This is a genomic window from Roseovarius tolerans (genome assembly GCF_028885395.1).
Classification (GTDB): Bacteria; Pseudomonadota; Alphaproteobacteria; order Rhodobacterales; family Rhodobacteraceae; genus Roseovarius; species Roseovarius tolerans.
This window is the reverse complement of the sequence record NZ_CP118494.1, coordinates 457,356-478,877: the sequence shown is the minus strand read 5'-3', so window position 1 is coordinate 478,877 and position 21,522 is coordinate 457,356. Positions and strand designations below refer to the sequence as shown.

Genomic DNA, 21,522 nt, shown 5'->3' with positions numbered 1-21,522 from the left:
GAAAGTTTGAAACTTTTTTGGCAGAATCATGCCACCCGCTTGGCAATGGCACAAGGCGCGCCTATCCGCCGTCGGCTTTTGCCGCGCGATACCAGCGGCGCACCGCCCGCCGCTCAGCGTCTTCCATGTAACTGAGATTGGCAGGCGGCATCGCGTGGGTAACCCCGGCCTGCATGTAAATCGCCCGCGCCGCATGGGCGATATCAGCCTCGGTCTCCAGCAGTACGTTCTTCGGGGCGTGGTGGATGCCCTCGAAATAGGGCGCACGCGCATGGCACATGGAACAGCGCCCCGGAATGATCGCCGCCACCTCGTCAAAGCCGTCGGCCTCGGCAAAGACCCGCTCGCGCGGGGTGAGGGCGCGCGCTGCGCTGTCGTCGAACGCATCATGACGCCACGGGGCCATCGACAACCAGATGATCGCCGCGAAAAGCAGCACCGTCACGCCCCATGTCCACCAGCGATAGCCGCCGCCCGCATGCATGCTGTTGAAGAAATGCCGGATCGTCACTCCCATCAGGAAAACCAGCGCGGCAATGATCCAGTTATACTCCGTGGCAAAGGCCAGCGGGTAGTGATTGCTCAGCATCAGGAAGATCACCGGCAGCGTGAGGTAATTGTTATGGGTCGAGCGCAGCTTCGCGATCCGCCCGTATTTACCCTCCGGCACGCGCCCGGCCTTGAGATCGGCCACCACGATGCGCTGATTGGGCATGATGATGAAAAACACGTTCGCGGTCATGATCGTGGCGGTAAACGTCCCCAGATGCAGCATCATCGCGCGGCCCGTGAAGACCTGCGTATAGCCCCAGCCCATCGCGACCAGCAGCGCGAACAGCACCAGCATCAAGAGCGTCGGTCGCCCCGCCAGCCCGGATTTGCACAACCGGTCATAGATCACCCAGCCAAGACCCAGAGAGGCGGCGGAAATCGCGATCCCCTGCCCCGTGCTCAACCCGCTTTCAGGCGCGATCAGGTAGATCTCGGCCCCTGCCCAGTAGACCACCATCAAGAGCGCCGCCCCCGACAGCCATGTCGAATAACTCTCCCATTTGAACCAGGTCAGATGCTCGGGCATCCGCGCCGGCGCCACGAGGTATTTGCGGATATGGTAAAACCCGCCACCATGCACCTGCCATTCCTCGCCCTGCGCGCCCTCGGGCAGGTCATCCGCCTGCCGCAGCCCCAGGTCGAGCGCGATGAAATAGAATGACGATCCGATCCACGCCATCGCCGTGATCACATGCAGCCAGCGCAGCGCAAAGCCGAGCCAGTCCCAGATGATGGCAGGATCAAGCATGTCGCGACCTCCGTGTTCTCTTTGCGCCCCCTGCATGCCACAAGACGCGATTGCCCTGCATCCGGGAAAAATCCCTAGCTGTTTCAAGAATAAACTAATAATCTCGGCGCATGGCCTATCTGGAGAATATCAGGACATTCGTGCGCGTCTATGAATTGGGCAGCATGTCCGCCGCCGCGCGCGATCAGCGGATTTCGGCGGCGGTCGCCTCGGCCCGCATCGCCGCCCTCGAAGAGCACCTCGACATCCGCCTGTTTCAGCGCACCACGCGCAAGCTCAACCCCACAGAACAGGGCGCGCTCTTCTATCACAGCGCGCTCAGGATCATCGAGGCAGTGGACGAGGCCGAGGCCGAAATCGGCCAGGTCACCCGCAGCCCGCGCGGAACTTTGCATATCGCGGCCCCGCTTGGCCTTGGCCAGCGTATCATCGCGCCCGCCGTGCCCGAGTTCAAGGCGCTCTATCCGCTGATCAACATCCGCCTGCGCCTGTCCGATCGAAGGCTCGATCTGGCCACCGAGGGGCTGGATGCGATGTTCTTTCTGGGTGTGCCCGAAGATTCATCGCTGCGCATCCGCAAGATCGCCGATTGCGAGCGTATCCTGTGCGCCGCACCCGCCTATATCGCCCGCAATGGACTGCCCGAAACCAGCGACAGCCTTGCCTCGGGCGCGCATGACTGTCTGAACCTGCGCTATGTCGGCGCGCCCGAATTCCAGTGGCCGCTGCGCACGCCCGACGGCGTGCGGCGCATCTCGGTCTCGGGGCCGTTCGAGTCGGATCATGGCGATGCGCTGACGCAATGGGCGCTCAATGGGCACGGCATCATCCTCAAACCGCGCTTCGAGGTGCATGACCATCTCGAGGCGGGCCGCCTTGTCCCGGTGCTGGAGAGCGAGCCGCCGGTGCCGATCCAGATGGCCTGCCTCTATCCCCATAAACGGCGGCAGGACCCCAAGGCGCGGCTGCTGATCGAATTCATGATCGAGCGTATTCTCGGGGCGATGCCGGGGTGACTTTCAAAAGGTGCCGTTGCGATGTGCCGCGCCGGGTCTACCAAACACGTGCAGGATCGCCACACCGCAGCCCACCTCAGCCCCGCTCAACTCCCCCGATAGGTCGAATATCCGAACGGCGACAGCAGCAGCGGCACATGGTAATGCGCGGCCTCCGCCATGCCGAACCGGATCGGAATGAGGTCGAGAAACCGGGGACTATCTGCGGCCACCCCCATCGCCTCCAGATAGGCCCCGGCATGAAACACCAGCTCATAGGTGCCGGGCGCGAACGCGTCCTCCGGCAGGATCGGCCCATCGGTGCGGCCATCGGCATCGGTCGTCAGCGTGCGGATATGCGTGCGCGTTTCACCCTCCATCCGAAACAGCTCTATCGTCAGCCCGGCGGCGGGCTGACCGCGTGCCGTATCCAGAACATGCGTCGTCAGATAGCCTGTCATTTCGACCCCCTTCATCGTCTCATATCATGGCGCAGGCCGCGCGCCCTGCACAAGGTGGTGGCACGCATATTCGGAAACAACTCTTTCAAGTGATATTGGAAAGTGCTTTTGATCGGCTTGCCCTAGACTGACACCGCCGGGCACCCGGCGCGCAACAACCGGTGGAGACTGATGCAACGTTACCCTCGTGATCTTCGCGGCCACGGCCCGAACGCACCCGATCCGCACTGGCCGGGCGGGGCGCGCATCGCCGTGCAATTCGTCCTCAACTACGAAGAGGGTGGCGAGAATTGCGTGCTGCATGGCGATCCCGCCTCCGAGGCGTTCCTTTCGGACATTCCCGGTGCCGCCCCCTGGCCCGGGCAGCGCCATTGGAACATGGAATCGATCTACGACTACGGCGCGCGCGCCGGGTTCTGGCGGCTGCATCGCCTCTTCACCGGCGCAGGCATTCCGCTCACGATCTACGGTGTCGCCTCCGCACTCGCGCGCAGCCCCGAACAGGTGGCGGCGATGCAAGCTGCCGATTGGGAAATCGCCAGCCACGGCCTGAAATGGGTCGAGCACAAGGACATGCCCGAGGACGAAGAACGCGCCGCCATCGCCGAGGCGATCCGCCTGCATCAGGAAGTCACCGGCGCGCCGCCGCGCGGCTGGTATACCGGGCGCTGCAGCTCCAATACCGTGCGGCTGGCCGCCGAGACCGGGCAACTCGCCTATATCTCGGATACCTATGACGATGATCTGCCGCATTGGATGCAGGTCGCCGGGCGCGATCAGCTGATCATCCCCTACACGCTCGAATGCAACGACATGCGTTTCGCAACCTCCCCCGGCTGGATCACCGGTGAGCAGTTCGAAAGCTATCTGCGCGACACGTTCGACACGCTCTATGCCGAAGGCGTGGCGGGCGCGCCGAAGATGATGACCGTGGGCCTGCATTGCCGCCTGATCGGACGGCCCGGCAAACTCGCCGGGCTGCGCCGCTTCATCGAGCATATCCAGGGCTTTGAGGGCGTCTGGTGCCCCCGCCGCATCGACATCGCCGAGCATTGGGCAAAGGTTCACCCGCCCAAACGGCAAGAGCGCCCGAGCGGCATGGATCAGGCGCGCTTCGTCGCCCGTTTCGGCGGGGTGTTCGAACACTCCCCATGGGTGGCCGAACGCGCCCATGCGCTCGAACTCGGCCCGGCACATGATTGCGCGGCGGGGGTGCATAACGCGCTCTGCCGCGCGTTTCGCACCGCCACCCGCGAGGAGCGGATCGGCGTCCTGCGCGCGCATCCCGATCTTGCGGGCAAGCTGGCCGCCGCCGGTCGCCTCAGCGCCGAAAGCACGGCGGAACAGACAGGCGCGGGTCTCGACCGCCTCAGCGATGCAGACCGCACCGCCTTTGAACGGCTTAACGCCGATTACGTGGCGCGGCACGGCTTTCCCTTCATCATCGCGGTGCGCGACCACGACACCGCAGGCATTCGCGCCGCGATGGAGCGGCGGCTGGCCCAAGACAGCGAGGCCGAGTTCGCCGAGGCCTGCCGTCAGGTCGAACGCATCGCCGCCATGCGCCTGCAGGACATGCTGGCATGAGCAGCCCACTCCCGCTCACTGCAACACCGTTGACCGCTTCGGAGTTCGCCCCCTTCGGTGACGTGATCGAGCCCCGTGCGACGCCCACTGTGATGATCAATCAAGGGCTCTGCGCCCGGCATAGCGACCTGGCGCTGCTCGATTTCGCCGACGGGCGCGCGGGCATCAGCCTGTTTGACGCGCAGGCGCGCCACCTGCCGCATCTGGTAGAGATGGTCGAACGCCACCCGCTTGGCAGTCAGGCCTTCATCCCGCTCGGCCCATGGCGCTGCCTCGTGATCGTGGCGGCGGATGCAGGCGGCGTGCCGGACACACCGCGCGCCTTCGTCACCGAACCGGGACGGGCCATCAACCTGCATCGCGGGGTTTGGCACGGGGTGCTGACACCGCTCGACACGGCCGGACAATTCGCCGTGGTGGACCGCATCGGCACAGGCCCCAATCTCGAGGAACACTGGTTCGAGCGACCGTATCTGATCGAGGCGCTGGAGGTGTAGAGGACTGTAGATTTTGGCCTGTTACTTCCATTCGACTTGTGACCATCCGCGCGGAAGCAAGGCGTGCTTGCACGCCGCCGCGCGAGCGCCCGACCGCCCCCAAGGGCGGGCGCTTTTGCAACGTCGCAATTCCGCGTAATCCTTGCAGTATTTGGCTGCCATAAAGCGCATTCCACGACCGTTGCAGCGCCCACCCGCGGTCGATCGCTCGCGCGGCTTGTCCCCTTGGCTGTCAACGGCAGCTTCAGGCCCCTAACCCTCTTCACCCCCCGCCAAGGGTCAACGGCACATGCCGGTTGACGTCCTTGTAAAGCAGGTAGCGAAACGGCCCCGGCCCGCCCGCATAACAGGCCTGCGGACAGAACGCGCGCAGCCACATGAAATCCCCCGCCTCGACCTCCACCCAATCCTGATTTAGCCGGTAGACCGCCTTGCCCTCCAGCACATAGAGCCCGTGTTCCATCACATGCGTCTCGGCAAATGGAATGACCCCCCCGGGCTGAAACGTGACGATGGTCACATGCATGTCATGGCGCAGATCACCCGGGTCGACAAATCGCGTGGTCGCCCAGACCCCACCGGTATCGGGCATCTCGGTGGGTGCGATGTCGCGCTCGTTCAGCACCAGCACCTCCGGCGCATCCAGCCCGTCCACCCGCTGATAGCGCTTGCGCAACCAGTGAAACCGCACGACCCCGGACCCGGTATTGCGCAGCGTCCATTCGGCCCCGGGCGGGATATAGGCATAGCCGCCCTCGCTCATCTCATGCGCCGTACCTTCGACCGTCAGCGACAGACGCCCCTCGACCACGAACAGCACCGCCTCGGCCTCCGGCTCGGTCTCCGGCCGGTCGCTGCCGCCACCGGGCCCAACCTCGGCGATATATTGCGAAAACGTCTCGGCAAACCCCGACAGGGGCCGCGCAATCACCCAGAACCGCGACTTCTCCCAGAATGGCAGCAGGCTGGTCACGATGTCGCTGAAGGTTCCCTTGGGAATGACGGCATAGGCGTCGGTAAAAACCGCACGGTCCGTCAAGAGCCGCGTTTGCGGCGGCAGGCCGCCTGTCGGGGCATAGTAAGAGGGGCTGCTCATGTCCGGGCCTTTCGTCTGATCGTCACGCATGACCCTCTATGCCATGCCCGGCCCGGTCAGGACACCACTGGTATTATTTGAAAGCCTGTCAGGAAAAGCCGGAAGGTAAATTCCACCCGCAGCCCGCGCAACGGGCCTTGCGCGGTGCCGGGGGATCGTTTAATGGGCTGGCGTCATATCGCCCCGCACAGGCGGGTACGATACGGGAAGAAGGCCGCTGTAGCTCAGCTGGTAGAGCACGTCATTCGTAATGATGGGGTCGGGGGTTCGAGTCCCTTCAGCGGCACCATTCTTCTCGCGTTCTGGACAGTTCCGAACACCCTCCAGACACCCGACCTGTCAGGTCATCTCGGCCAAGAGCGCATGATGCCGTGCGGTATAGGCGGCACGGGTGTCGGTGGGCGGGCGCAGGGCGATGCTCAGGTCACGGATCACCTCCGGGTCCGGCTTGCCGAAAAAGCGATCCGCCTCGGCGACAGTGAAACCGGCGATCTCAGTGGCTTCCATCCAGGCGCTGATCCTGTCCGCCTTCTTGATCTGCTTCTTCACCGGCACCGGGATCGTCGCGGGCAGGCCAAAGCGGATATGCACCGCCGCCGCAAGCCGCTTGTCGAGCGCGTCATAGCCCGGCCCGACCGCGTTCTTCACCGGCGAGATCATGTCACCAATCACGTATTCGGGCGCATCATGCAACAGCGCCGCCAGCCGCCATTTGGCGGACGCACGCGGATTGAGGCGCGAATAGAGCCGCTCCACCAGCAGCGAATGCTCGGCCACGGAATAGGCGAAATCACCATGCGTCTGCCCGTTCCAGCGCGCCACAAAGCTGAGACCGTGGGCGATATCCTCGATCTCGATATCGACCGGGGTCGGGTCGAGCAGGTCGAGCCTGCGACCCGAGAGCATCTTTTGCCAGGCGCGGGGTGTGGGCATGGGGTCTCCGGATCAGGTGGTGGCCCTGACTAGCCCGAGCGCGCAGGATTTGCAAAGCCCTGCATGATCCGGGCCAGAAGCTTCGAGTCCGCCCGCGCGGCGAGAAAGTTGTAGCCCTTGTAAGCGTCGGTCTTGCACGCGCGGATGGTGGCGACATCGGGCATCGGGATCAGGCCGGTTTCGATGGAATAGAGCCGAATGTCGGGGTCCGAGAGCAGATGCGCGCTGACCGTGCAGGCCGGATCGTTGCCGTGATCCTCGTAGATCAGGACCGCCCCATCTGTAAGGGCGCGGGCGGCCCCCTCGATCGCCGCGATCTCGGCCCCTTCGACGTCCAGCTTGATGAGGGCCGTCACACCTTCAGGCACCAGATCGTCAACCGCGCGCGTCCCGACGGTCTCGACGCGGTCCTGCCCCCCGGCAGGCAGATCGGCTTCCAACCGCGCCGAGGCATGGCTGAGATGGGTGTTCACGAAGCGCATCTCCTCGCCCGAGCGTGCATGGATCGCGGCACGATGCAGGGTGACATTGGGCACATCGCGGGCGTTTCCCGACAGCTCCGCAAAAGTCGCCGCCGACGCCTCGACCGCGATCACCTGCTCGAACAGCGGCGCGGCGCGCGTGGTCCAGAACCCCTTGTTCGCCCCCAGGTCGCAGAATAGCGGCGTTGCCCCCGAGGCCGCCGTCAGCACGCGGGCGACCTCGGGCTCATAGGGCGCGCGGTAAAGCGCAAAGCGCGTCCAGTAGCCGTCATTCAAGGCGATGCGATAAGGCGGCGCGCCCCCCTCATGCAGAAATACCGTCCCATCCGGACCAAAGACGCGGCCAAGCCCGCGCGCGAACCGGCCATAGAGCCCGCGCGTCACCGCCAGCCGAAAGAGCCCCATCAGAAGCATATATTGAAGCCGCGCGGCGCGGCTAGAGAAGGTCAGGTGACGCTCATTCATGGCCGCAGAGGTAGAGAGAATGCGCGCCCGGTGCCAGTCCGAAACACGCGACTCTGACCGCAAGGCGCGATTGCGCGGCGGTCATGACCCGCCCCAACGGCGTAAGCTGCATCCTCGCGACCGGCCAGAACTGGACCGGAGCAGCCAGAACACAGCCCGACGGCGTGGCCGGGTAATCGCACGTTGCCCAATCGCGGGGTGAGTGCTATCTGCCTTGCAAAATTCTCATGCAAGGAGCCACTTCGAGATGGCAAAAGATTACATCGTCAAGGACATCAGCCTCGCCGCTTACGGCCGCAAGGAACTGGATATTGCGGAAACCGAGATGCCGGGGCTGATGGCGCTGCGCAAGGAATACGGTGAGGCCAAGCCGCTCAAGGGCGCGCGGATCGTCGGCAGCCTGCACATGACCATCCAGACCGCCGTGCTGATCGAGACGCTGGTCGATCTGGGCGCCGATGTGCGGTGGGCCTCGTGCAACGTCTTCTCGACCCAGGATCACGCGGCAGCGGCGATCGCCGAGGGCGGCACCCCGGTATTCGCGATCAAGGGCCAGAGCCTGGAGGAGCATTGGGACTATCTCGACAAGTCCTTCATGTTCGAAGACGGCCCCAACCTGATTCTCGACGATGGCGGCGATGCCACGCTCTATATCCTGCTCGGTGCGCGCGCCGAAGCGGGCGAAGACATCATCCCGGTGCCCGGCTCGGAAGAGGAAGAGGTGATCAAGGCGCAGATCGCCAAGCGCATGAAGGCCAGCCCCGGCTGGTTCACACGCGTGCGCGACCAGATCAAGGGCGTCTCCGAGGAAACCACCACCGGCGTGCACCGTCTCTATGACCTGCACAAGAAAGGCTTGCTGCCCTTCCCCGCGATCAACGTCAACGATTCCGTGACCAAGTCGAAATTCGACAACAAGTACGGCTGCAAGGAAAGCCTCGTCGACGGCATCCGCCGCGCCACCGACACGATGATGGCGGGCAAGGTCGCCGTGGTCATGGGCTATGGCGATGTCGGCAAGGGCTCGGCGGCGTCATTGCGCGGCGCGGGCGCCCGCGTCAAGGTAACCGAGGTCGATCCGATCTGCGCCCTGCAGGCGGCAATGGACGGCTTCGAGGTGACCACGCTCGAAGACGTGGTCGAGAGCGCCGACATCTTCATCACCACCACCGGCAACAAGGACGTGATCCGGATCGAGCACATGCGCGCGATGAAGGACATGGCCATCGTCGGCAATATCGGCCATTTCGACAACGAAATTCAGGTCGCCAGCCTGAAAAACCACAAGTGGACCAACATCAAGGATCAGGTGGACATGATCGAGATGCCCTCGGGCAATCGCATCATCCTGCTCAGCGAAGGCCGCCTGCTGAACCTCGGCAACGCCACCGGGCATCCCTCCTTCGTGATGTCCGCGTCCTTCACCAATCAGGTGCTGGCGCAGATCGAATTGTGGACCAAGGGCGATCAATACGGCAACGGGGTCTATGTCCTGCCCAAGCATCTCGATGAAAAGGTCGCGCGCCTGCATCTCGACCGTATCGGCGTGAAACTGACCGAGCTCAAACCCGATCAGGCCGAATATATCGGCGTCAGCCCCGAAGGCCCGTTCAAGCCCGAGCATTACCGCTACTAGATATCGCACCATGCGCAGGAACACGCCCGTTGGCCAAATGGCCAGCGGGCGTTTTTCGTCACCCCTCCGCCGAAGGGGAGCGCGCGGGCAATTTTCCCTTTGTGCGCGCAATAACAGCCGCTATCGTGCCCAAAGCGCCATTTTCGGGGCTGGGTTGAAACAAAAGACCGACAGCACGGTCGGGTATTCGGGAGAAAGTTAATGGGAAAGCGTGACGATCTGATCGCACAATATGCAGATGACCTGCGCAACAAATGCGGCATGCAGCCGGACATGAATCTGCTGACCAAGGTGACCATCGGCTGCGGTCCGGCGATCTACAACGCGGATGCCTCGACCGTGGCCGCAAGCCAGCCCGCCGAGCTGGAAACCGTAAAGACCAATTTCCTCGTCAAGAAACTGGGCCTTGCCGACAGCCCCGCGCTGATGGATGCGATCAACCAGGTGCTCGAGACCTATGGCCGCTCCGAGCGCAACAAGTATCGCGCCGTGGTCTACTACATGCTGACCAAGCATTTCGGCAAGGAATCAGTCTACGGCTGATCCGCCTGCAACGGCAATGACAGTGCGCCCGCCCCTCGTGGCGGGCGTTTTCATGCGCTGCGCAGATCCCCGGTATCGAGCACCGGCGACGCGTCGATGCCCTCGGCGTCGAGCATCGTCGCCACCCGTTCCAGCGAAGCCACGAGCTGCGCCTGTTCCCAATCCTCCAGCGCCTCGAACTTGCGCACGTAGCGTTGTTGCAGCGCGTCGGGGGCGTGCAGAATGATATCGCGCCCCTGCTTGGTCACTATGATGTTGGTCTGACGCCGGTCGGTCTGCGATTTCTCGCGCGTGACGACACCGTGTTTCACCAGCTTGTCCACCAGCGAGGTCACGGTGGCCTGACTGACGCGCATCTGATGCGCGATCACCGTCGCGGTGCAACTGCCGCGCTCCGCGACGATCTGCAGCACGCGAAACTGCACGGCTGTCAGCCCGGCGGCATTCGCCAGCTTGCGCCCATAGATTTCCGTGGCGCGCAGGATGCGCCGCAGGGCGATGAGACTCTGGTCGGTGCGATCCATTTTCGTTCCTTCGGTAATCGAAGTTATGGTCGCAAAGCTGTCGCTTAATTGCAATTTTATTCCTCCTGAGCCAAACTAATTTAGTTAGCTAATTAAATATATAGCGCATTCCCCCCATAATTATAAGGGTTAAAGCGATTTTTTTCGTATAGAACGGCAAATCGACCTCCGTGGTTGATTTTTCAGATCGTCTGATATATTTAGTTAGCCAAAGCAAATAGAGAGGTCATTGATCCTATGCGACATGCGATGGAAATGTTTCGTAAAGCTCTTCCCAGCCTGCGCAAGCCGAGCGCAGAGGATGGTGCTGCGATCTGGGAACTGATCCAGGAGTGCAAGCCGCTGGACGAAAATTCGATGTATTGCAATCTGATCCAATGTGATCATTTCCGCGATACCTGCATCGTCGCCGAGCTGAATGGCGAGGTGGTTGGCTGGGTCTCGGGCTATATCCTGCCCGACGATCCCGAGACGTTCTTTGTCTGGCAGGTCGCCGTGTCGGAAAAGGCACGCGGCACCGGGCTTGGCACGCTGATGCTGCGCGGGCTGCTCTCGCGTGAGAATTGCGAAGGCGTTAAGCGTCTCCAGACCACGATCACCCGCGACAATCCCGGAAGCTGGGCGCTGTTCCGCAAGTTCAGCGACTACACCGACGGCGAGCTGTCGAGCACGCCCTATTTCGCGAAGTCACAGCACTTCAACGAACAGCATGACACCGAATACATGGTGACCATCACCATGAAGGCGCGGACGAAAAAGGCGGCCTGATCCCAGGCCCCCGCCGCCCTGCACCCCAATTACACAAAGGAATACGTTATGACGACTGACATGTCAGCCGATCTTGCCATCTATACCCGCCGCGAATCCGAGGCGCGCAGCTATTGCCGCAGCTTCCCCACGTCCTTCGTAAAGGCGCAGGGCTCGGAACTGACCGACGCGTCGGGCCGCACCTATATCGACTTTCTCGCCGGGTGCTCGTCGCTCAACTACGGGCACAACGACCCCGACATGAAGGCCGCGCTGATCGAGCATCTCAACGCCGACGGGATCACCCACGGTCTCGACATGCACAGCGGGGCCAAGGCCGATTTCCTGACCGCGTTCGAGGACATCGTCCTCAAACCGCGCGACATGGACTACAAGGTCATGATGACCGGCCCGACCGGCACCAACGCCGTCGAGGCCGCGATGAAACTCGCACGCAAGATCACCGGTCGCCGCAATATAATCGCCTTCACCAACGGCTTTCACGGTATGACCATGGGCGCACTCAGCTGCACCGGCAACGCCGGCAAGCGCGCGGGTGCCGGTGGCGGGCCGCTCTGCGGCACCACCCATATGCCCTTCGAGGGCGCGTTCGGCGATGGCATGGACAGCCTCAAGATCATCGAAGAGATGCTGTCGAACCCGTCGAGCGGCGTCGATGCGCCTGCCGCCTTCATCATCGAGCCGGTGCAGGGCGAGGGCGGGCTCAACGCCGCGTCGCCCGAGTTCATGCGCGGCATCGCCAAGCTGGCCAAGGATCACGGCGCGCTCTTCATCGTCGATGACATTCAGGCAGGCTGTGGCCGCACCGGCACCTTCTTCAGCTTCGAGGAGATGGGCATCAAGCCCGATCTCATCCCGATGGCCAAGAGCTTTTCCGGCATGGGCCTGCCCTTCGCCGCCCTGCTGATCAAGCCCGAGCACGACATCTGGGGCCCGGCCGAGCATAACGGCACCTTCCGGGGCAACACCCATGCCTTTGTCACCGCGCGTGTCGCGTTGGAGAAGTTCTGGAAGGACGACACCTTCCAGAAGGAAATCGCAACCAAGGCAGAGATGCTGCGCGAGGCGCTGGAGCAGATCGCCGACAACGTCCCCGGTGCTCGGCTCAAGGGCCGCGGTATGATGCGCGGCGTCGATGTCGGCAATGGCGATCTGGCGGGCGAGATCTGCGCGCGGGCCTTTGAAAAAGGTCTCATCATCGAGACCTCGGGCGCGCATGACGAGGTGGTCAAGGTTCTGGCCCCGCTCACCACGCCCGAAGCCACCTTTGCCAAGGGGCTGGACATTCTGAAAGAGGCCGCGCGCGACGTGACGGCCACAACCAAATACGCAGCGGAGTAACACGAATGATCGTCAGAGACTTCAACAAGATCATCGAGGAAGAACGCAACCGGGTGGTCTCGGATGCACAATGGTCGAGCGTGCGGATGCTGCTCGCCGATGACGGGATGGGGTTTTCCTTCCACATCACGTTTCTCGAGCCGGGCTCGGAGCACACGTTCGAGTACAAGAACCACTTCGAGAGCGTCTATTGCATGCAAGGCAAAGGCTCGATCACCGATATCGCCACCGGCGAGACGCATGAGATCAAGCCCGGCGTGATGTATGCGCTCGACAAGCATGATCGCCACATCCTGCGCGCCGAGGAAGAGCTCGTGATGGCCTGCTGCTTCAACCCGCCGGTGACCGGCAAGGAAGTGCATCAGGCCGACGGCTCCTACGCGCTGGAAGACAGCTAACAAAGGCTCGGGGGCGCGTCCCCCGGGAAGAGGGATATGACATTTCCAACCCATACCGTCGAGAAAATCGGCGGCACATCCATGAGCCGCGTGGGCGAGTTGCTGGACACGCTCTTCATCGCCGACCGCGAGGGCGAGGCGCTCTATCACCGCGCTTTTGTGGTCTCGGCCTTTGGCGGGATCACCAACAAGCTGCTGGAGCACAAGAAATCCGGCACGCCGGGGGTCTATGGCCTGTTTGCCAATGACGATGACGATCACGGCTGGCTTGATGCGCTGACCGAGACGGGCACCGCGATGCGCGAGGCGCATGGCGACATCCTTGAGCATCCCGGCGACCGCAGCATGGCGGATGAATTCGTGCGCGAACGGATCGAGGGCGCGCGCTCGTGCCTGTTCGACCTGCAGCGGCTATGCTCTTACGGGCATTTCCGCCTCAGCGATCACATGCTGGTCATCCGCGAATTGCTCTCGGGCCTGGGCGAGGCGCATTCCGCCTTCGTCACCACGCTGCTGTTGCAGCGCGCAGGCGTCAACGCCCGCTTCATCGACCTCAGCGGCTGGCGCGACGAGACCGAGCACACCCTTTCCGAGCGCATCGCGCAGGGCTTGGGCGACGTCGACCTCGCCACCGAAATGCCCATCATCACCGGCTATGCGCAATGCACCGAAGGGCTGATGCGCGAGTTCGACCGCGGCTATTCCGAGGTGACCTTCGCCCGCATCGCCGCCTACACGAGCGCGTCTGAGGCGATCATCCACAAGGAATTCCACCTCTCCTCGGCGGATCCGAAACTGGTGGGCGAAGAGGCCGTGCGCAAGCTGGGCCACACCAATTACGACGTCGCCGATCAGCTCTCGAATTTGGGGATGGAGGCGATCCACCCCAAGGCCGCCAAGACCCTGCGTCAGGCCGAGGTGCCGCTGCGCGTGACCAACGCCTTCGATCCCGGCGACCCCGGCACGCTGATCGACGATCAGCCCGCCAAGGAGGCCAATGTAGAGATCGTGACCGGCCTCAAGGTCGTCGCATTGGAGCTGTTCGAGCAGGACATGGTCGGCGTCAAAGGCTATGACGCGGCCATTCTCGAGGCGCTCAAGCGGCACAATGTCTGGATCGTCTCCAAGACCTCGAACGCCAACACGATCACGCATTATGTGCATGCCTCGCTCAAGGTGGTGCGCCGGGTGGCGCGCGATCTCGAAGAGCAGTTCACGTCGGCCACCGTCTCGGCGCGCACGCTCTCGCTCGTGTCGCCCATCGGCCGCGACCTGAGCGGGCTCAAGGTGCTCAGCCGGGGCCTCTCGGCGCTGGAGGACGCGGGCATCGAGGTGATCGCCGCGCATCAGACACCGCGCGGGGTGGACGTGCAATTCGTGCTCTCCTCGGCGGATCTGGAGCCGGGCATCACCGCGCTGCACCGCGCGCTGATCGAAGGTACGGTGGCGCAGGTCCCTAAGAAGGCCGCCTGACCGGGGATCACCCGGTCAAGCCGGATGATGACACCGCGCGAACGTCATCCTCGGGCCTGACCCGAGGATCTCTACCTCGGCCCGCGTCAGTCGGCCCATTACAATTTGAACCGAATGCGCGGCACTCTCCGTTTGGAGAGGCCGCGCTTTTTGTGTAGGGTCAAAGCGTCAGGGCCAGGATGGCCGAGACCCAGTCAGTTACACGTGTGGTGCGTAGGGAGCACGTGGGGTAACGGAGGGTGTCGGCCAGATGGCTGGCATCCTCCGTTCGGGTTTTGAAGGGAGATTTGCCCTTTAGCGGAAATATGCACGTCACGCGCGAAACGCACCGAAGGTGCCGCGCGATCGCCGGGCCGTCCCGCGGCCTGGCGATTTGATAGGGTGCGCAACGTGTTGAGTTCAGGATGACTTGGCTGGGATAAAGTGCGGGCATCAGCTGTTGCATCGCCAGTCCCCGGCCCTGCGACCGCGCGGCACCTTCTGCGGGTCACCTCAACGGCAGCAACAAGCCACTACCCCTCAAACACCACCCCTACCCCGACAACCCCGCCATCTCGCACACGACCCGCCATTCCTCCGCCGTCACCGGCTGCACCGAGAGGCGCGAGTTGCGGACCAACACCATCTCCGACAGGCGCGGATCGGCCTTGATCATCTCCAGCGTGACAGGCACCTGCGCCGCCTCCAGCGCCTTGATATCCACGCACTCCCAGCGCGGATCATCGGTGGTGCTGTCGGGATGCGCCCCGGCGATCACCTCGACCGTGCCCACGACCGCCTTTTCCTTTTGCGAATGATAAAAGAACCCGCGATCCCCCACCGCCATCTCGCGCATGAAATTGCGCGCCTGATAGTTGCGCACGCCGTCCCATTCCTCGCCCGCGTCCCCACGGGCCAGCTGATCGGACCAGCCCCAGACCGACGGTTCGGACTTGAACAGCCAAAACCGCATCAGATCACTTTCTTCCACGGGATCAGCTCGACCCCCGAAAAAAGTTCGGCCTGGGCGTAGGGATCATTGTTGGCCCATTCCTGCGCCGCCTCCATATCCTCGACATCGAGGATCACCAACGAGCCGACCATCTCGCCCTCATCATTCAAAAGCGGCCCGGCCTGAGACACCACGCCGGTTTCCTTGAGATAGGCGATATGGGCGTCGCGGTTGTCGAGACGGGTTTGCAGGGCACCGGGGTGGTCGCGGGCAATCAGGGCAATCAGCATCATTCTTCCTTCAATGGACGTGAGAGCAGCATATCCATCGCCTCGCTGACGCGCAATTCGCCCGTGACAAGCGCAGTGATGGCATGGGTGACAGGCATGTCGAGGTCCAGTGCGCGGGCGCGGGCCAGCACGGCGCGCGCGGTGGCGGCCCCCTCGACGGTGACCCCTCCATCGAACGCCTCACCGCGCCCGAGGCTCTGGCCGTAGCGGTAGTTGCGCGACTGGCCGCTGGTGCAGGTCAGCACCAGATCGCCAAAGCCCGACAGCCCCGCCAGCGTATCGGGCTGCGCGCCCAGCGCATGGGCAAACCGGTGCATCTCGGCGAAACCACGGGTCATCAGCGCGGCGCGCGCGCTCTCACCCAGCCCCGCACCCATCACCGCACCGCAGCCGATGGCGATCACGTTCTTGAGCGCACCGCCCAGTTCCGCGCCGATGGTGTCGGTGGTGCGATAGAGGCGCAGGGTGGGCGTGGTCAGGCTGGCTTGCAGCCGCTCGCCCACCACACCGTCAGCACAGGCCAGCGTCAGCGCCGTGGGCAGGCCCAGCGCGATATCGCGGGCGAAACTCGGCCCGGTGAGGATCGCCGGAATGGCCTCTGCACAGGTCTGCGCGATCAGGCCGGTCGGGCCAAGCCCGGTCGCAAGATCCATCCCCTTGCAGCAGGCGACAAGGGGGCGTGCGCCAAGCGTGCAGTGATGCGCTGTCAGAAACCCGCCCAACGTTTGCATCGGCATCGCCAGCAAGCAGGGGGTATCACCTTCGGGCAGGGTGCCCGAGATCACGGTGATCCCTTCGGGCAGCGGAATATCCGGCAGGCGACGCGCATTGACGCGGCTTGCCTGCATCTCGGCGGCGTGTTCGGCATCGCGCGCCCAGAGCGTGACAGGCCCGTTTTGCGCCAGCGTCACCGCCAGCGCCGTGCCGAACGCGCCCGCGCCGCAAATCAGCGTCATGCCTTGGCCCCCTTCTTGCCGCTGCCCAGCATCGCCGGGCTGGCATTGTCCAGCGGCCAGCGCGGCCGCGCCGCAAGCGTCATGTCGTCGCGATGGCCCTGCGCGTAAAGTTCGGCCCCTGCATAGGCGATCATCGCCGCGTTGTCTGTGCAAAGCGCGAGCGGCGGCGCGAGAAACCGCGCACCCGCCTCTGCCGCCACGTCCGTCAGCGCCGCACGAATGGGGCCGTTGGCGGCAACGCCCCCCGCCACGGCGATCAGCGGCGCGGCAGGGGCCTCTGCCATGTACAGGCTGAGCGCCCGGCGCGTCTTTTCGGCCAGCACGTCACAGACCGCCGCCTGAAACCCGGCACAGAGATCGGCGCGGTCCTGCCGCGTCAACCCGGATTTCTCGGCCACAATCTGATCGCGGGCGCGCAGCAGCGCGGTCTTCAACCCCGAAAACGACATGTCGCACCCCGCCCGATCCAACAGAGGACGCGGAAAGCGCAGACGGCTGGCATCACCATGCGCGGCCTCCCGCTCCACACTCGGCCCACCCGGTTGTGGCAGCCCAAGCAGACGCGCAGTCTTGTCGAACGCCTCGCCCGGCGCGTCGTCGATGGTGCCGCCAAGCCGGGTAAAATCATCCGGCCCGCGCACGATCAGGAACTGACAATGCCCGCCCGAGACCAGCAGCATCAGGTAGGGATAGGCGACCCGATCGGTCAGGCGCGGGGTCAGCGCATGCCCGGCCAGATGATTGACCCCCACCAGCGGCAGGCCCGCCCCAGCGGCGATCCCCTTGGCGCACATCACCCCGGCAATCACCCCGCCAATAAGGCCCGGCCCGGCGGTGACCGCGACAGCATCCACATCGGCCAACCCCAGCCCCGCCTGCCCCAGCACCTCACGCACGCAGGTATCGAGCTTTTCGGCATGCGCCCGCGCCGCGATTTCCGGCACCACCCCGCCGTAATCGGCATGCAGCATGGCCTGCCCATGCACCACCGAAGCAAGGATATCAGGGGCCCCATCCGAACCGATACGCACAAGCGCAGCGGCGGTATCGTCGCAGCTACTCTCAAGTCCAAGGAAGATCAGCGGCTTGCTCATCGCGCCCATGCGTTGCGTGAAAGGTGCAAGGCAGGTAACACCGAATGAGGCAGCCAACAACTCTGGATGATCCATGCCCGTGACGATCCTCATCACCCGGCCCGAGCCGGAGGCGGGCCGCTTCGCCGCGCGGCTGAGGATAGTGTGCGGGCCAGAAACAGAAGTGCTCTGCGCCCCCGTCATGCGAATCGCGTGGCGCGGGACACTGCCACCCCTGCGCGGCGACGAGGTGCTGATCTTCACCTCGCAGCATGGCGTGGCGGGGTTCTGTCACCAGACCACGGCCCGCAATTTCACCTGCTACTGTGTCGGCGAGGCCACGGCCAAGGCGGCGCGCGCGCAGGGGCTGACGGCGATCGCCTGCGATGGCGATGCAGCGGCACTGCTCGACCGGATTGCACAGGACGCGGCCACCGGCCCGTTCCTTCACCTGCGCGGCGCGCATGTGGCCGCCGATGTCACCGGCGCGTTGCAGGCGGCCGGGCATGTGGCGCAAGAGACCGTGGTCTATGATCAGCAGCCGCAGGACATGGGCGAGGCCGCGCGCCGGGTTCTCGCCGGGGAGGCGCCGGTGATCCTTCCCCTGATGTCACCACGCAGCGCACGGCTAGTCTTCAGCCAGGCGGGTCACATCCATGCGCCCCTCTTCGTCGCGGCGATCAGCCGCAATGCGGCAGAGGCGGTGCCAGAGGGGGCCGCGCAGAAACTGAGCATTGCGCAACGCCCCGACGCAGAAGCCATGGCCGATGCGGTGCACGATCTGGTGAAAACGGCCAAGCGGCTTGAGGGTGGAAAACGGGCGCAGTAAGGTCAGGTTGACAGCTTGACGTGATAAGATTCGAAAAGGTGGCGGGACGTGGCAAGAAAAAAGACTTCAAAGACGGACCAGACCGAGGCGCAGGACACGGCCGCCCAGGGCGCGCCCGCGCCGGAGACCGAGGTGCCACCCACCGAAAAACCGTCGAGCGATGCCCCGAAGGCGACCTCCGTAACCGAAGCGCCCGAGCAATCGGCAGACCTTGAGACAACGGCGCAGGACGCCCCCACGGAGCAGCCAGAGCCTGCCGAGAGCACGACCGAAACGGACGGCACGCCAGAGGACACATCCCAAGAGCCGGAAACCGACGACGAGATCACGACCCGCCCCGAAGACGATGACCCGATGGCCGAGGTCGCGACCATGGCCGAGGCCGAAGAGGCGCAGGCCGCTCAGCAGACCGACGAGGCCGAGACACCTGCCCCGATGGCCCCGGTGACGAAAACCGAACAGGTCACGATCCGGCAGGGCGGGTTCTGGTCGATGCTCCTTGGCGGCGTCGTCGCCGCAGGCATCGGCGTGATCGCCGCCCCCTATGTCCTGCCCGACCACCCGCTGAGACCGGCAGAGGACAGCGTTGACACGGATGCGCTGCAGGACCGCATCGCAGCGCAGGAAACCGCGTTGGACGATTTGCAGTCCACGGTCGAGGGCATCGAGCCCGCTTCTGAACCCGCCCCCGACCTGAGTGGCGAACTGGGCGGACTGCGAGACACGCTGAGCGATCTTGCCGAGCAGGTCAGCTCCATCGAAAGCCGCGTCGCCGAGTTGGAAGAACGCCCCGCCCCCGAGGCCGGCGGCAGCGATGTATCGGCGGAGCAGATCGAGGAATTGAGCGCGGCACTGAGCGAACAGCGCGAGACGCTTGACGCACAGCGCGCCGAAATCGACGCCCTCAAGGGCGAGGCCCAGGCACAAGAAGAAGCCGCGCGCGACAGCGCGCGCGCCACATTGCAGCGCGCCGCCCTGACCCGGGTGATGACGGCGCTCGATACCGGCGATGATTTCAGCGCCGCCCTCGCCGACCTGCGCGAAACCGGGGCCGATGTGCCCGCCGCGCTGGCGGACGCCGCCGAAACCGGTGTCCCGACGCAAGAGGCGCTGATCGAAAGTTTCCCAGAGGCGGCGCGGGCGGCGCTCGCCACCGTGCGCGACGCCGATGGCGGTGCCGCGTCGAGTGTCCGCGGCTTTTTCAAGAGCCAGCTTGGCATCCGCTCGCTGGAACCGCGCGAAGGCGATGACCCGGATGCCGTCCTGTCGCGCGCCGAGGCGGCGCTGCGCGATGGGCGGCTGGGCGATGCACTGGCCGAGATCGAGACCCTGCCCGAAGACGCGCGCACCGCGCTCAGCGATTGGGCCGCCGACGCCGAGCGCCGCAGCGCGGCCCTGTCGGCGGCCAATGCGCTGGCCGGTACGATGAATTGAGTTAGAAAAGGCGATCCATATGCTTTGGTCGATTATCAAGATAGCCGTTTTCATCGCCCTGGTGGCTGGCGTGACCTTCGGTGCAAGCTTCCTGCTGGAACTTGATGGCGGTGTCCGCGTCGTCATGGCCGGGGTCGAGATCAACCTGACGCCGATCAAGGCGGTGATCGCCTTGGTGATCCTGGTGCTGGCGATCTGGGCGCTGATGAAACTGGCGGCGATGCTGGTCGCGCTGCTGCGCTTCATCAACGGGGATGAGACCGCGCTGTCGCGCTACTTCGACCGCAACCGGCAGGAAAAGGGCTATCGCGCGCTCAGCGAGGGCATGCTGGCGCTGGCCTCGGGCGAGGGCGATGTGGCGATGGCCAAGGCCGCCAAGGCCGAAGGCTATCTGCGCAAACCCGCCCTCACCGACCTGATCACCGCTCAGGCCGCCGAAATGGCGGGCGACAAGACCAAGGCGGAAAAGGCCTTCAAGCGGCTGCTGACCAATGAGAGAACCCGCTTTGTCGGGGTGCGCGGCATCCTGCGGCAAAGGCTTGAGGACGGCGATACCGAGACCGCGATGAAACTGGCGCAGACGGCCTTTGCCCTCAAGCCGCGCCATGCCGAGGTGCAGGACACGCTGTTGCAGTTGCAGGCCGGGTCGGGCGACTGGAAAGGCGCGCGCGCCACCCTCAATGCCAAGCTGAAATACGGCAATCTGCCGCGCGACGTTCATAAACGGCGCGACGCCGTGCTGGCCCTCTCGGAGGCGCGCGATGTGCTCGACGAGGGCAAGAGCATCGAGGCCCGCGAGGCCGCCATCGAGGCCAACAAGCTCTCGCCAGACCTCATTCCGGCGGCGGTGCTGGCGGCGCGCGGCTATGTCGAGCAGGGCAAGAAACGCAACGCCGTGCGGGTGATCAACAAGGCATGGCTGGTGCGCCCGCATCCCGACCTCGCCGCCGCCTTCGCCGCGATAGAGCCGGACGAGACACCGGAGCAGCGGCTCAAGCGGTTCGGCAAGTTGTTGAAGGTCCATCCCGACAACCGCGAAACACGGCTGCTCGAGGCGGAACTGAACCTCGCCGCCGAGGATTTCCCGGCGGCACGCCGCGCGCTCGGCGATCTGGCCGAGGTCGAGCCGGACGCCCGCGCGCTCACCATCATGGCCGCCATCGAACGCGGTGAAGGGGCCCCCGACGCCGTGGTCAAGGGCTGGCTCGCGCGCGCGCTCAGCGCGCCGCGCGGTCCGCAATGGGTCTGCGACAAGTGTCAGCATATCCACGCCGAATGGGTGCCGTCCTGCGAGAATTGCGGCACCTTCGACACGCTCAGCTGGCGCGCGCCGCCGAATTCTCCGATGGCCACGCCCACCGGGCTCGAAATGCTGCCGCTGATCGTCGGCGCGATCGAGGACCACGGTGACGACGACGAAAATGTGGTCGAGGCCGAGGTCGTCGACGAGGCTGAGAGATCCGAGGACACCGCCAAGACCTGAGCCGCAACGCGCGCCTGCCCGACCCAT

The 21,522-nt window shown here is 64.4% G+C and carries 22 protein-coding genes and 1 tRNA gene; 13 read left to right on the top strand and 10 right to left on the bottom strand.

The genetic code is table 11. From position 1 onward, the window contains the following. Window positions 1-61 precede the first annotated feature (61 nt). A complete protein-coding gene (locus PVU19_RS02235; protein WP_050662801.1) occupies window positions 62-1,300 on the bottom strand; it encodes a urate hydroxylase PuuD in 1,239 nt (412 codons plus the stop codon). 110 nt (window positions 1,301-1,410) lie between these two features. On the opposite strand from PVU19_RS02235, the gene PVU19_RS02230 reads away from it, so the two are divergent. Beyond that, window positions 1,411-2,316 (top strand): LysR family transcriptional regulator, encoded by a 906-nt coding sequence (locus PVU19_RS02230; RefSeq protein ID WP_050662802.1) that lies wholly within the window; start codon window positions 1,411-1,413, stop codon window positions 2,314-2,316. 86 nt (window positions 2,317-2,402) lie between these two features. On the opposite strand, the gene uraH is transcribed toward PVU19_RS02230, so the two are convergent. After that, a complete protein-coding gene (uraH, locus tag PVU19_RS02225; RefSeq protein ID WP_050662826.1) occupies window positions 2,403-2,756 on the bottom strand; it encodes a hydroxyisourate hydrolase in 354 nt (117 codons plus the stop codon). 171 nt (window positions 2,757-2,927) lie between these two features. Here uraH and puuE point away from each other — a divergent pair, with 171 nt between their 5' ends. Together puuE and PVU19_RS02215 are read left to right on the top strand one after the other, a co-directional pair. After that, entirely contained in the window at window positions 2,928-4,343 is a 1,416-nt protein-coding gene (puuE, locus tag PVU19_RS02220) for an allantoinase PuuE (protein ID WP_050662803.1), read from the top strand. Next, window positions 4,340-4,840 carry an ureidoglycolate lyase gene (locus PVU19_RS02215; RefSeq protein WP_050662804.1) on the top strand — a complete coding sequence of 167 codons (501 nt, stop codon included), beginning with the start codon at window positions 4,340-4,342 and terminating at the stop codon, window positions 4,838-4,840. The genes puuE and PVU19_RS02215 overlap by 4 nt, the downstream gene beginning before the upstream one ends. A 262-nt stretch (window positions 4,841-5,102) precedes the next feature. Here the strand turns inward: PVU19_RS02215 and PVU19_RS02210 are convergent, their stop codons facing one another. Next, on the bottom strand, window positions 5,103-5,936 hold the full coding sequence (locus PVU19_RS02210) for a bifunctional allantoicase/(S)-ureidoglycine aminohydrolase (RefSeq protein ID WP_050662827.1): 834 nt from the start codon (window positions 5,934-5,936) through the stop codon (window positions 5,103-5,105). Between the two features lie 213 nt (window positions 5,937-6,149). Here PVU19_RS02210 and PVU19_RS02205 point away from each other — a divergent pair. Further along, window positions 6,150-6,225: transfer RNA gene (locus tag PVU19_RS02205), tRNA-Thr, on the top strand. A gap of 50 nt (window positions 6,226-6,275) precedes the next feature. On the opposite strand, the gene PVU19_RS02200 is transcribed toward PVU19_RS02205, so the two are convergent. Then, on the bottom strand, window positions 6,276-6,869 hold the full coding sequence (locus tag PVU19_RS02200; protein ID WP_050662805.1) for an HD domain-containing protein: 594 nt from the start codon (window positions 6,867-6,869) through the stop codon (window positions 6,276-6,278). 29 nt (window positions 6,870-6,898) lie between these two features. Further along, window positions 6,899-7,816, bottom strand: a complete 918-nt coding sequence (locus tag PVU19_RS02195; RefSeq protein ID WP_050662806.1) for an FkbM family methyltransferase — start codon at window positions 7,814-7,816, stop codon at window positions 6,899-6,901. 247 nt (window positions 7,817-8,063) lie between these two features. On the opposite strand from PVU19_RS02195, the gene ahcY reads away from it, so the two are divergent. Both ahcY and PVU19_RS02185 read left to right on the top strand, forming a co-directional pair. Continuing rightward, window positions 8,064-9,452 (top strand): adenosylhomocysteinase, encoded by a 1,389-nt coding sequence (gene ahcY, locus PVU19_RS02190; RefSeq protein WP_050662807.1) that lies wholly within the window; start codon window positions 8,064-8,066, stop codon window positions 9,450-9,452. 201 nt (window positions 9,453-9,653) lie between these two features. Continuing rightward, window positions 9,654-9,995 (top strand): DUF2853 family protein, encoded by a 342-nt coding sequence (locus PVU19_RS02185; protein WP_050662808.1) that lies wholly within the window; start codon window positions 9,654-9,656, stop codon window positions 9,993-9,995. Between the two features lie 50 nt (window positions 9,996-10,045). Here PVU19_RS02185 and PVU19_RS02180 read toward each other — a convergent pair whose 3' ends face one another. Then, on the bottom strand, window positions 10,046-10,519 hold the full coding sequence (locus tag PVU19_RS02180; RefSeq protein ID WP_050662809.1) for a MarR family winged helix-turn-helix transcriptional regulator: 474 nt from the start codon (window positions 10,517-10,519) through the stop codon (window positions 10,046-10,048). Between the two features lie 249 nt (window positions 10,520-10,768). On the opposite strand from PVU19_RS02180, the gene ectA reads away from it, so the two are divergent. From ectA to PVU19_RS02160, 4 genes are read left to right on the top strand one after another with little or no spacing between them, the layout of a single operon-like run. Continuing rightward, window positions 10,769-11,287: a diaminobutyrate acetyltransferase gene (ectA, locus tag PVU19_RS02175; RefSeq protein WP_050662828.1), complete on the top strand. Its 519-nt coding sequence runs from the start codon at window positions 10,769-10,771 to the stop codon at window positions 11,285-11,287. 48 nt (window positions 11,288-11,335) lie between these two features. After that, the gene (gene ectB / locus PVU19_RS02170; protein ID WP_235575804.1) at window positions 11,336-12,628 is read left to right on the top strand and encodes a diaminobutyrate--2-oxoglutarate transaminase; all 1,293 of its coding nucleotides are present in this window, start codon (window positions 11,336-11,338) and stop codon (window positions 12,626-12,628) included. Between the two features lie 5 nt (window positions 12,629-12,633). Further along, window positions 12,634-13,026 (top strand): ectoine synthase, encoded by a 393-nt coding sequence (locus PVU19_RS02165; RefSeq protein ID WP_050662811.1) that lies wholly within the window; start codon window positions 12,634-12,636, stop codon window positions 13,024-13,026. Between the two features lie 36 nt (window positions 13,027-13,062). Further along, window positions 13,063-14,499, top strand: a complete 1,437-nt coding sequence (locus tag PVU19_RS02160; protein ID WP_050662812.1) for an aspartate kinase — start codon at window positions 13,063-13,065, stop codon at window positions 14,497-14,499. A 532-nt stretch (window positions 14,500-15,031) separates the two neighbouring features. On the opposite strand, the gene PVU19_RS02155 is transcribed toward PVU19_RS02160, so the two are convergent. Genes PVU19_RS02155 through tsaD form a run of 4 tightly spaced genes read right to left on the bottom strand, consistent with a single transcriptional unit; the run spans window position 15,032 to window position 17,770 of the window. Further along, window positions 15,032-15,451 carry an EVE domain-containing protein gene (locus tag PVU19_RS02155; protein WP_050662813.1) on the bottom strand — a complete coding sequence of 140 codons (420 nt, stop codon included), beginning with the start codon at window positions 15,449-15,451 and terminating at the stop codon, window positions 15,032-15,034. After that, window positions 15,451-15,720 carry a YciI family protein gene (locus tag PVU19_RS02150; RefSeq protein WP_050662829.1) on the bottom strand — a complete coding sequence of 90 codons (270 nt, stop codon included), beginning with the start codon at window positions 15,718-15,720 and terminating at the stop codon, window positions 15,451-15,453. Before PVU19_RS02150 ends, PVU19_RS02155 begins: the two co-directional genes overlap by 1 nt. Then, entirely contained in the window at window positions 15,720-16,676 is a 957-nt protein-coding gene (locus PVU19_RS02145) for an NAD(P)H-dependent glycerol-3-phosphate dehydrogenase (RefSeq protein ID WP_050662814.1), read from the bottom strand. The genes PVU19_RS02150 and PVU19_RS02145 overlap by 1 nt, the downstream gene beginning before the upstream one ends. After that, window positions 16,673-17,770 (bottom strand): tRNA (adenosine(37)-N6)-threonylcarbamoyltransferase complex transferase subunit TsaD, encoded by a 1,098-nt coding sequence (gene tsaD / locus PVU19_RS02140; protein ID WP_050662830.1) that lies wholly within the window; start codon window positions 17,768-17,770, stop codon window positions 16,673-16,675. The genes PVU19_RS02145 and tsaD overlap by 4 nt, the downstream gene beginning before the upstream one ends. Window positions 17,771-17,843: 73 nt before the next feature. Here tsaD and PVU19_RS02135 point away from each other — a divergent pair, with 73 nt between their 5' ends. From PVU19_RS02135 to PVU19_RS02125, 3 genes are read left to right on the top strand one after another with little or no spacing between them, the layout of a single operon-like run. Further along, on the top strand, window positions 17,844-18,578 hold the full coding sequence (locus PVU19_RS02135; RefSeq protein ID WP_050662815.1) for a uroporphyrinogen-III synthase: 735 nt from the start codon (window positions 17,844-17,846) through the stop codon (window positions 18,576-18,578). Between the two features lie 48 nt (window positions 18,579-18,626). Next, window positions 18,627-20,012, top strand: a complete 1,386-nt coding sequence (locus PVU19_RS02130) for a mitofilin family membrane protein (protein ID WP_082237605.1) — start codon at window positions 18,627-18,629, stop codon at window positions 20,010-20,012. A 19-nt stretch (window positions 20,013-20,031) separates the two neighbouring features. Beyond that, the gene (locus PVU19_RS02125) at window positions 20,032-21,495 is read left to right on the top strand and encodes a heme biosynthesis protein HemY (protein WP_050662816.1); all 1,464 of its coding nucleotides are present in this window, start codon (window positions 20,032-20,034) and stop codon (window positions 21,493-21,495) included. Window positions 21,496-21,522: the final 27 nt, after the last annotated feature.

Bases quoted from the DNA above. Each gene is read 5' to 3' on its own strand.
- PVU19_RS02145 (WP_050662814.1), bottom strand. From the start codon at position 16,676: ATGACGCTGATTTGCGGCGCGGGCGCGTTCGGCACGGCGCTGGCGGTG.
- tsaD (WP_050662830.1), bottom strand. From the start codon at position 17,770: ATGAGCAAGCCGCTGATCTTCCTTGGACTTGAGAGTAGCTGCGACGAT.
- puuE (WP_050662803.1), top strand. From the start codon at position 2,928: ATGCAACGTTACCCTCGTGATCTTCGCGGCCACGGCCCGAACGCACCC.
- PVU19_RS02160 (WP_050662812.1), top strand. From the start codon at position 13,063: ATGACATTTCCAACCCATACCGTCGAGAAAATCGGCGGCACATCCATG.
- PVU19_RS02215 (WP_050662804.1), top strand. From the start codon at position 4,340: ATGAGCAGCCCACTCCCGCTCACTGCAACACCGTTGACCGCTTCGGAG.
- PVU19_RS02185 (WP_050662808.1), top strand. From the start codon at position 9,654: ATGGGAAAGCGTGACGATCTGATCGCACAATATGCAGATGACCTGCGC.
- PVU19_RS02135 (WP_050662815.1), top strand. From the start codon at position 17,844: ATGCCCGTGACGATCCTCATCACCCGGCCCGAGCCGGAGGCGGGCCGC.
- PVU19_RS02155 (WP_050662813.1), bottom strand. From the start codon at position 15,451: ATGCGGTTTTGGCTGTTCAAGTCCGAACCGTCGGTCTGGGGCTGGTCC.
- PVU19_RS02180 (WP_050662809.1), bottom strand. From the start codon at position 10,519: ATGGATCGCACCGACCAGAGTCTCATCGCCCTGCGGCGCATCCTGCGC.
- PVU19_RS02230 (WP_050662802.1), top strand. From the start codon at position 1,411: ATGGCCTATCTGGAGAATATCAGGACATTCGTGCGCGTCTATGAATTG.
- PVU19_RS02125 (WP_050662816.1), top strand. From the start codon at position 20,032: ATGCTTTGGTCGATTATCAAGATAGCCGTTTTCATCGCCCTGGTGGCT.
- ectB (WP_235575804.1), top strand. From the start codon at position 11,336: ATGACGACTGACATGTCAGCCGATCTTGCCATCTATACCCGCCGCGAA.
- PVU19_RS02235 (WP_050662801.1), bottom strand. From the start codon at position 1,300: ATGCTTGATCCTGCCATCATCTGGGACTGGCTCGGCTTTGCGCTGCGC.
- PVU19_RS02210 (WP_050662827.1), bottom strand. From the start codon at position 5,936: ATGAGCAGCCCCTCTTACTATGCCCCGACAGGCGGCCTGCCGCCGCAA.
- uraH (WP_050662826.1), bottom strand. From the start codon at position 2,756: ATGACAGGCTATCTGACGACGCATGTTCTGGATACGGCACGCGGTCAG.
- ahcY (WP_050662807.1), top strand. From the start codon at position 8,064: ATGGCAAAAGATTACATCGTCAAGGACATCAGCCTCGCCGCTTACGGC.
- ectA (WP_050662828.1), top strand. From the start codon at position 10,769: ATGGAAATGTTTCGTAAAGCTCTTCCCAGCCTGCGCAAGCCGAGCGCA.
- PVU19_RS02195 (WP_050662806.1), bottom strand. From the start codon at position 7,816: ATGAATGAGCGTCACCTGACCTTCTCTAGCCGCGCCGCGCGGCTTCAA.
- PVU19_RS02150 (WP_050662829.1), bottom strand. From the start codon at position 15,720: ATGCTGATTGCCCTGATTGCCCGCGACCACCCCGGTGCCCTGCAAACC.
- PVU19_RS02200 (WP_050662805.1), bottom strand. From the start codon at position 6,869: ATGCCCACACCCCGCGCCTGGCAAAAGATGCTCTCGGGTCGCAGGCTC.
- PVU19_RS02165 (WP_050662811.1), top strand. From the start codon at position 12,634: ATGATCGTCAGAGACTTCAACAAGATCATCGAGGAAGAACGCAACCGG.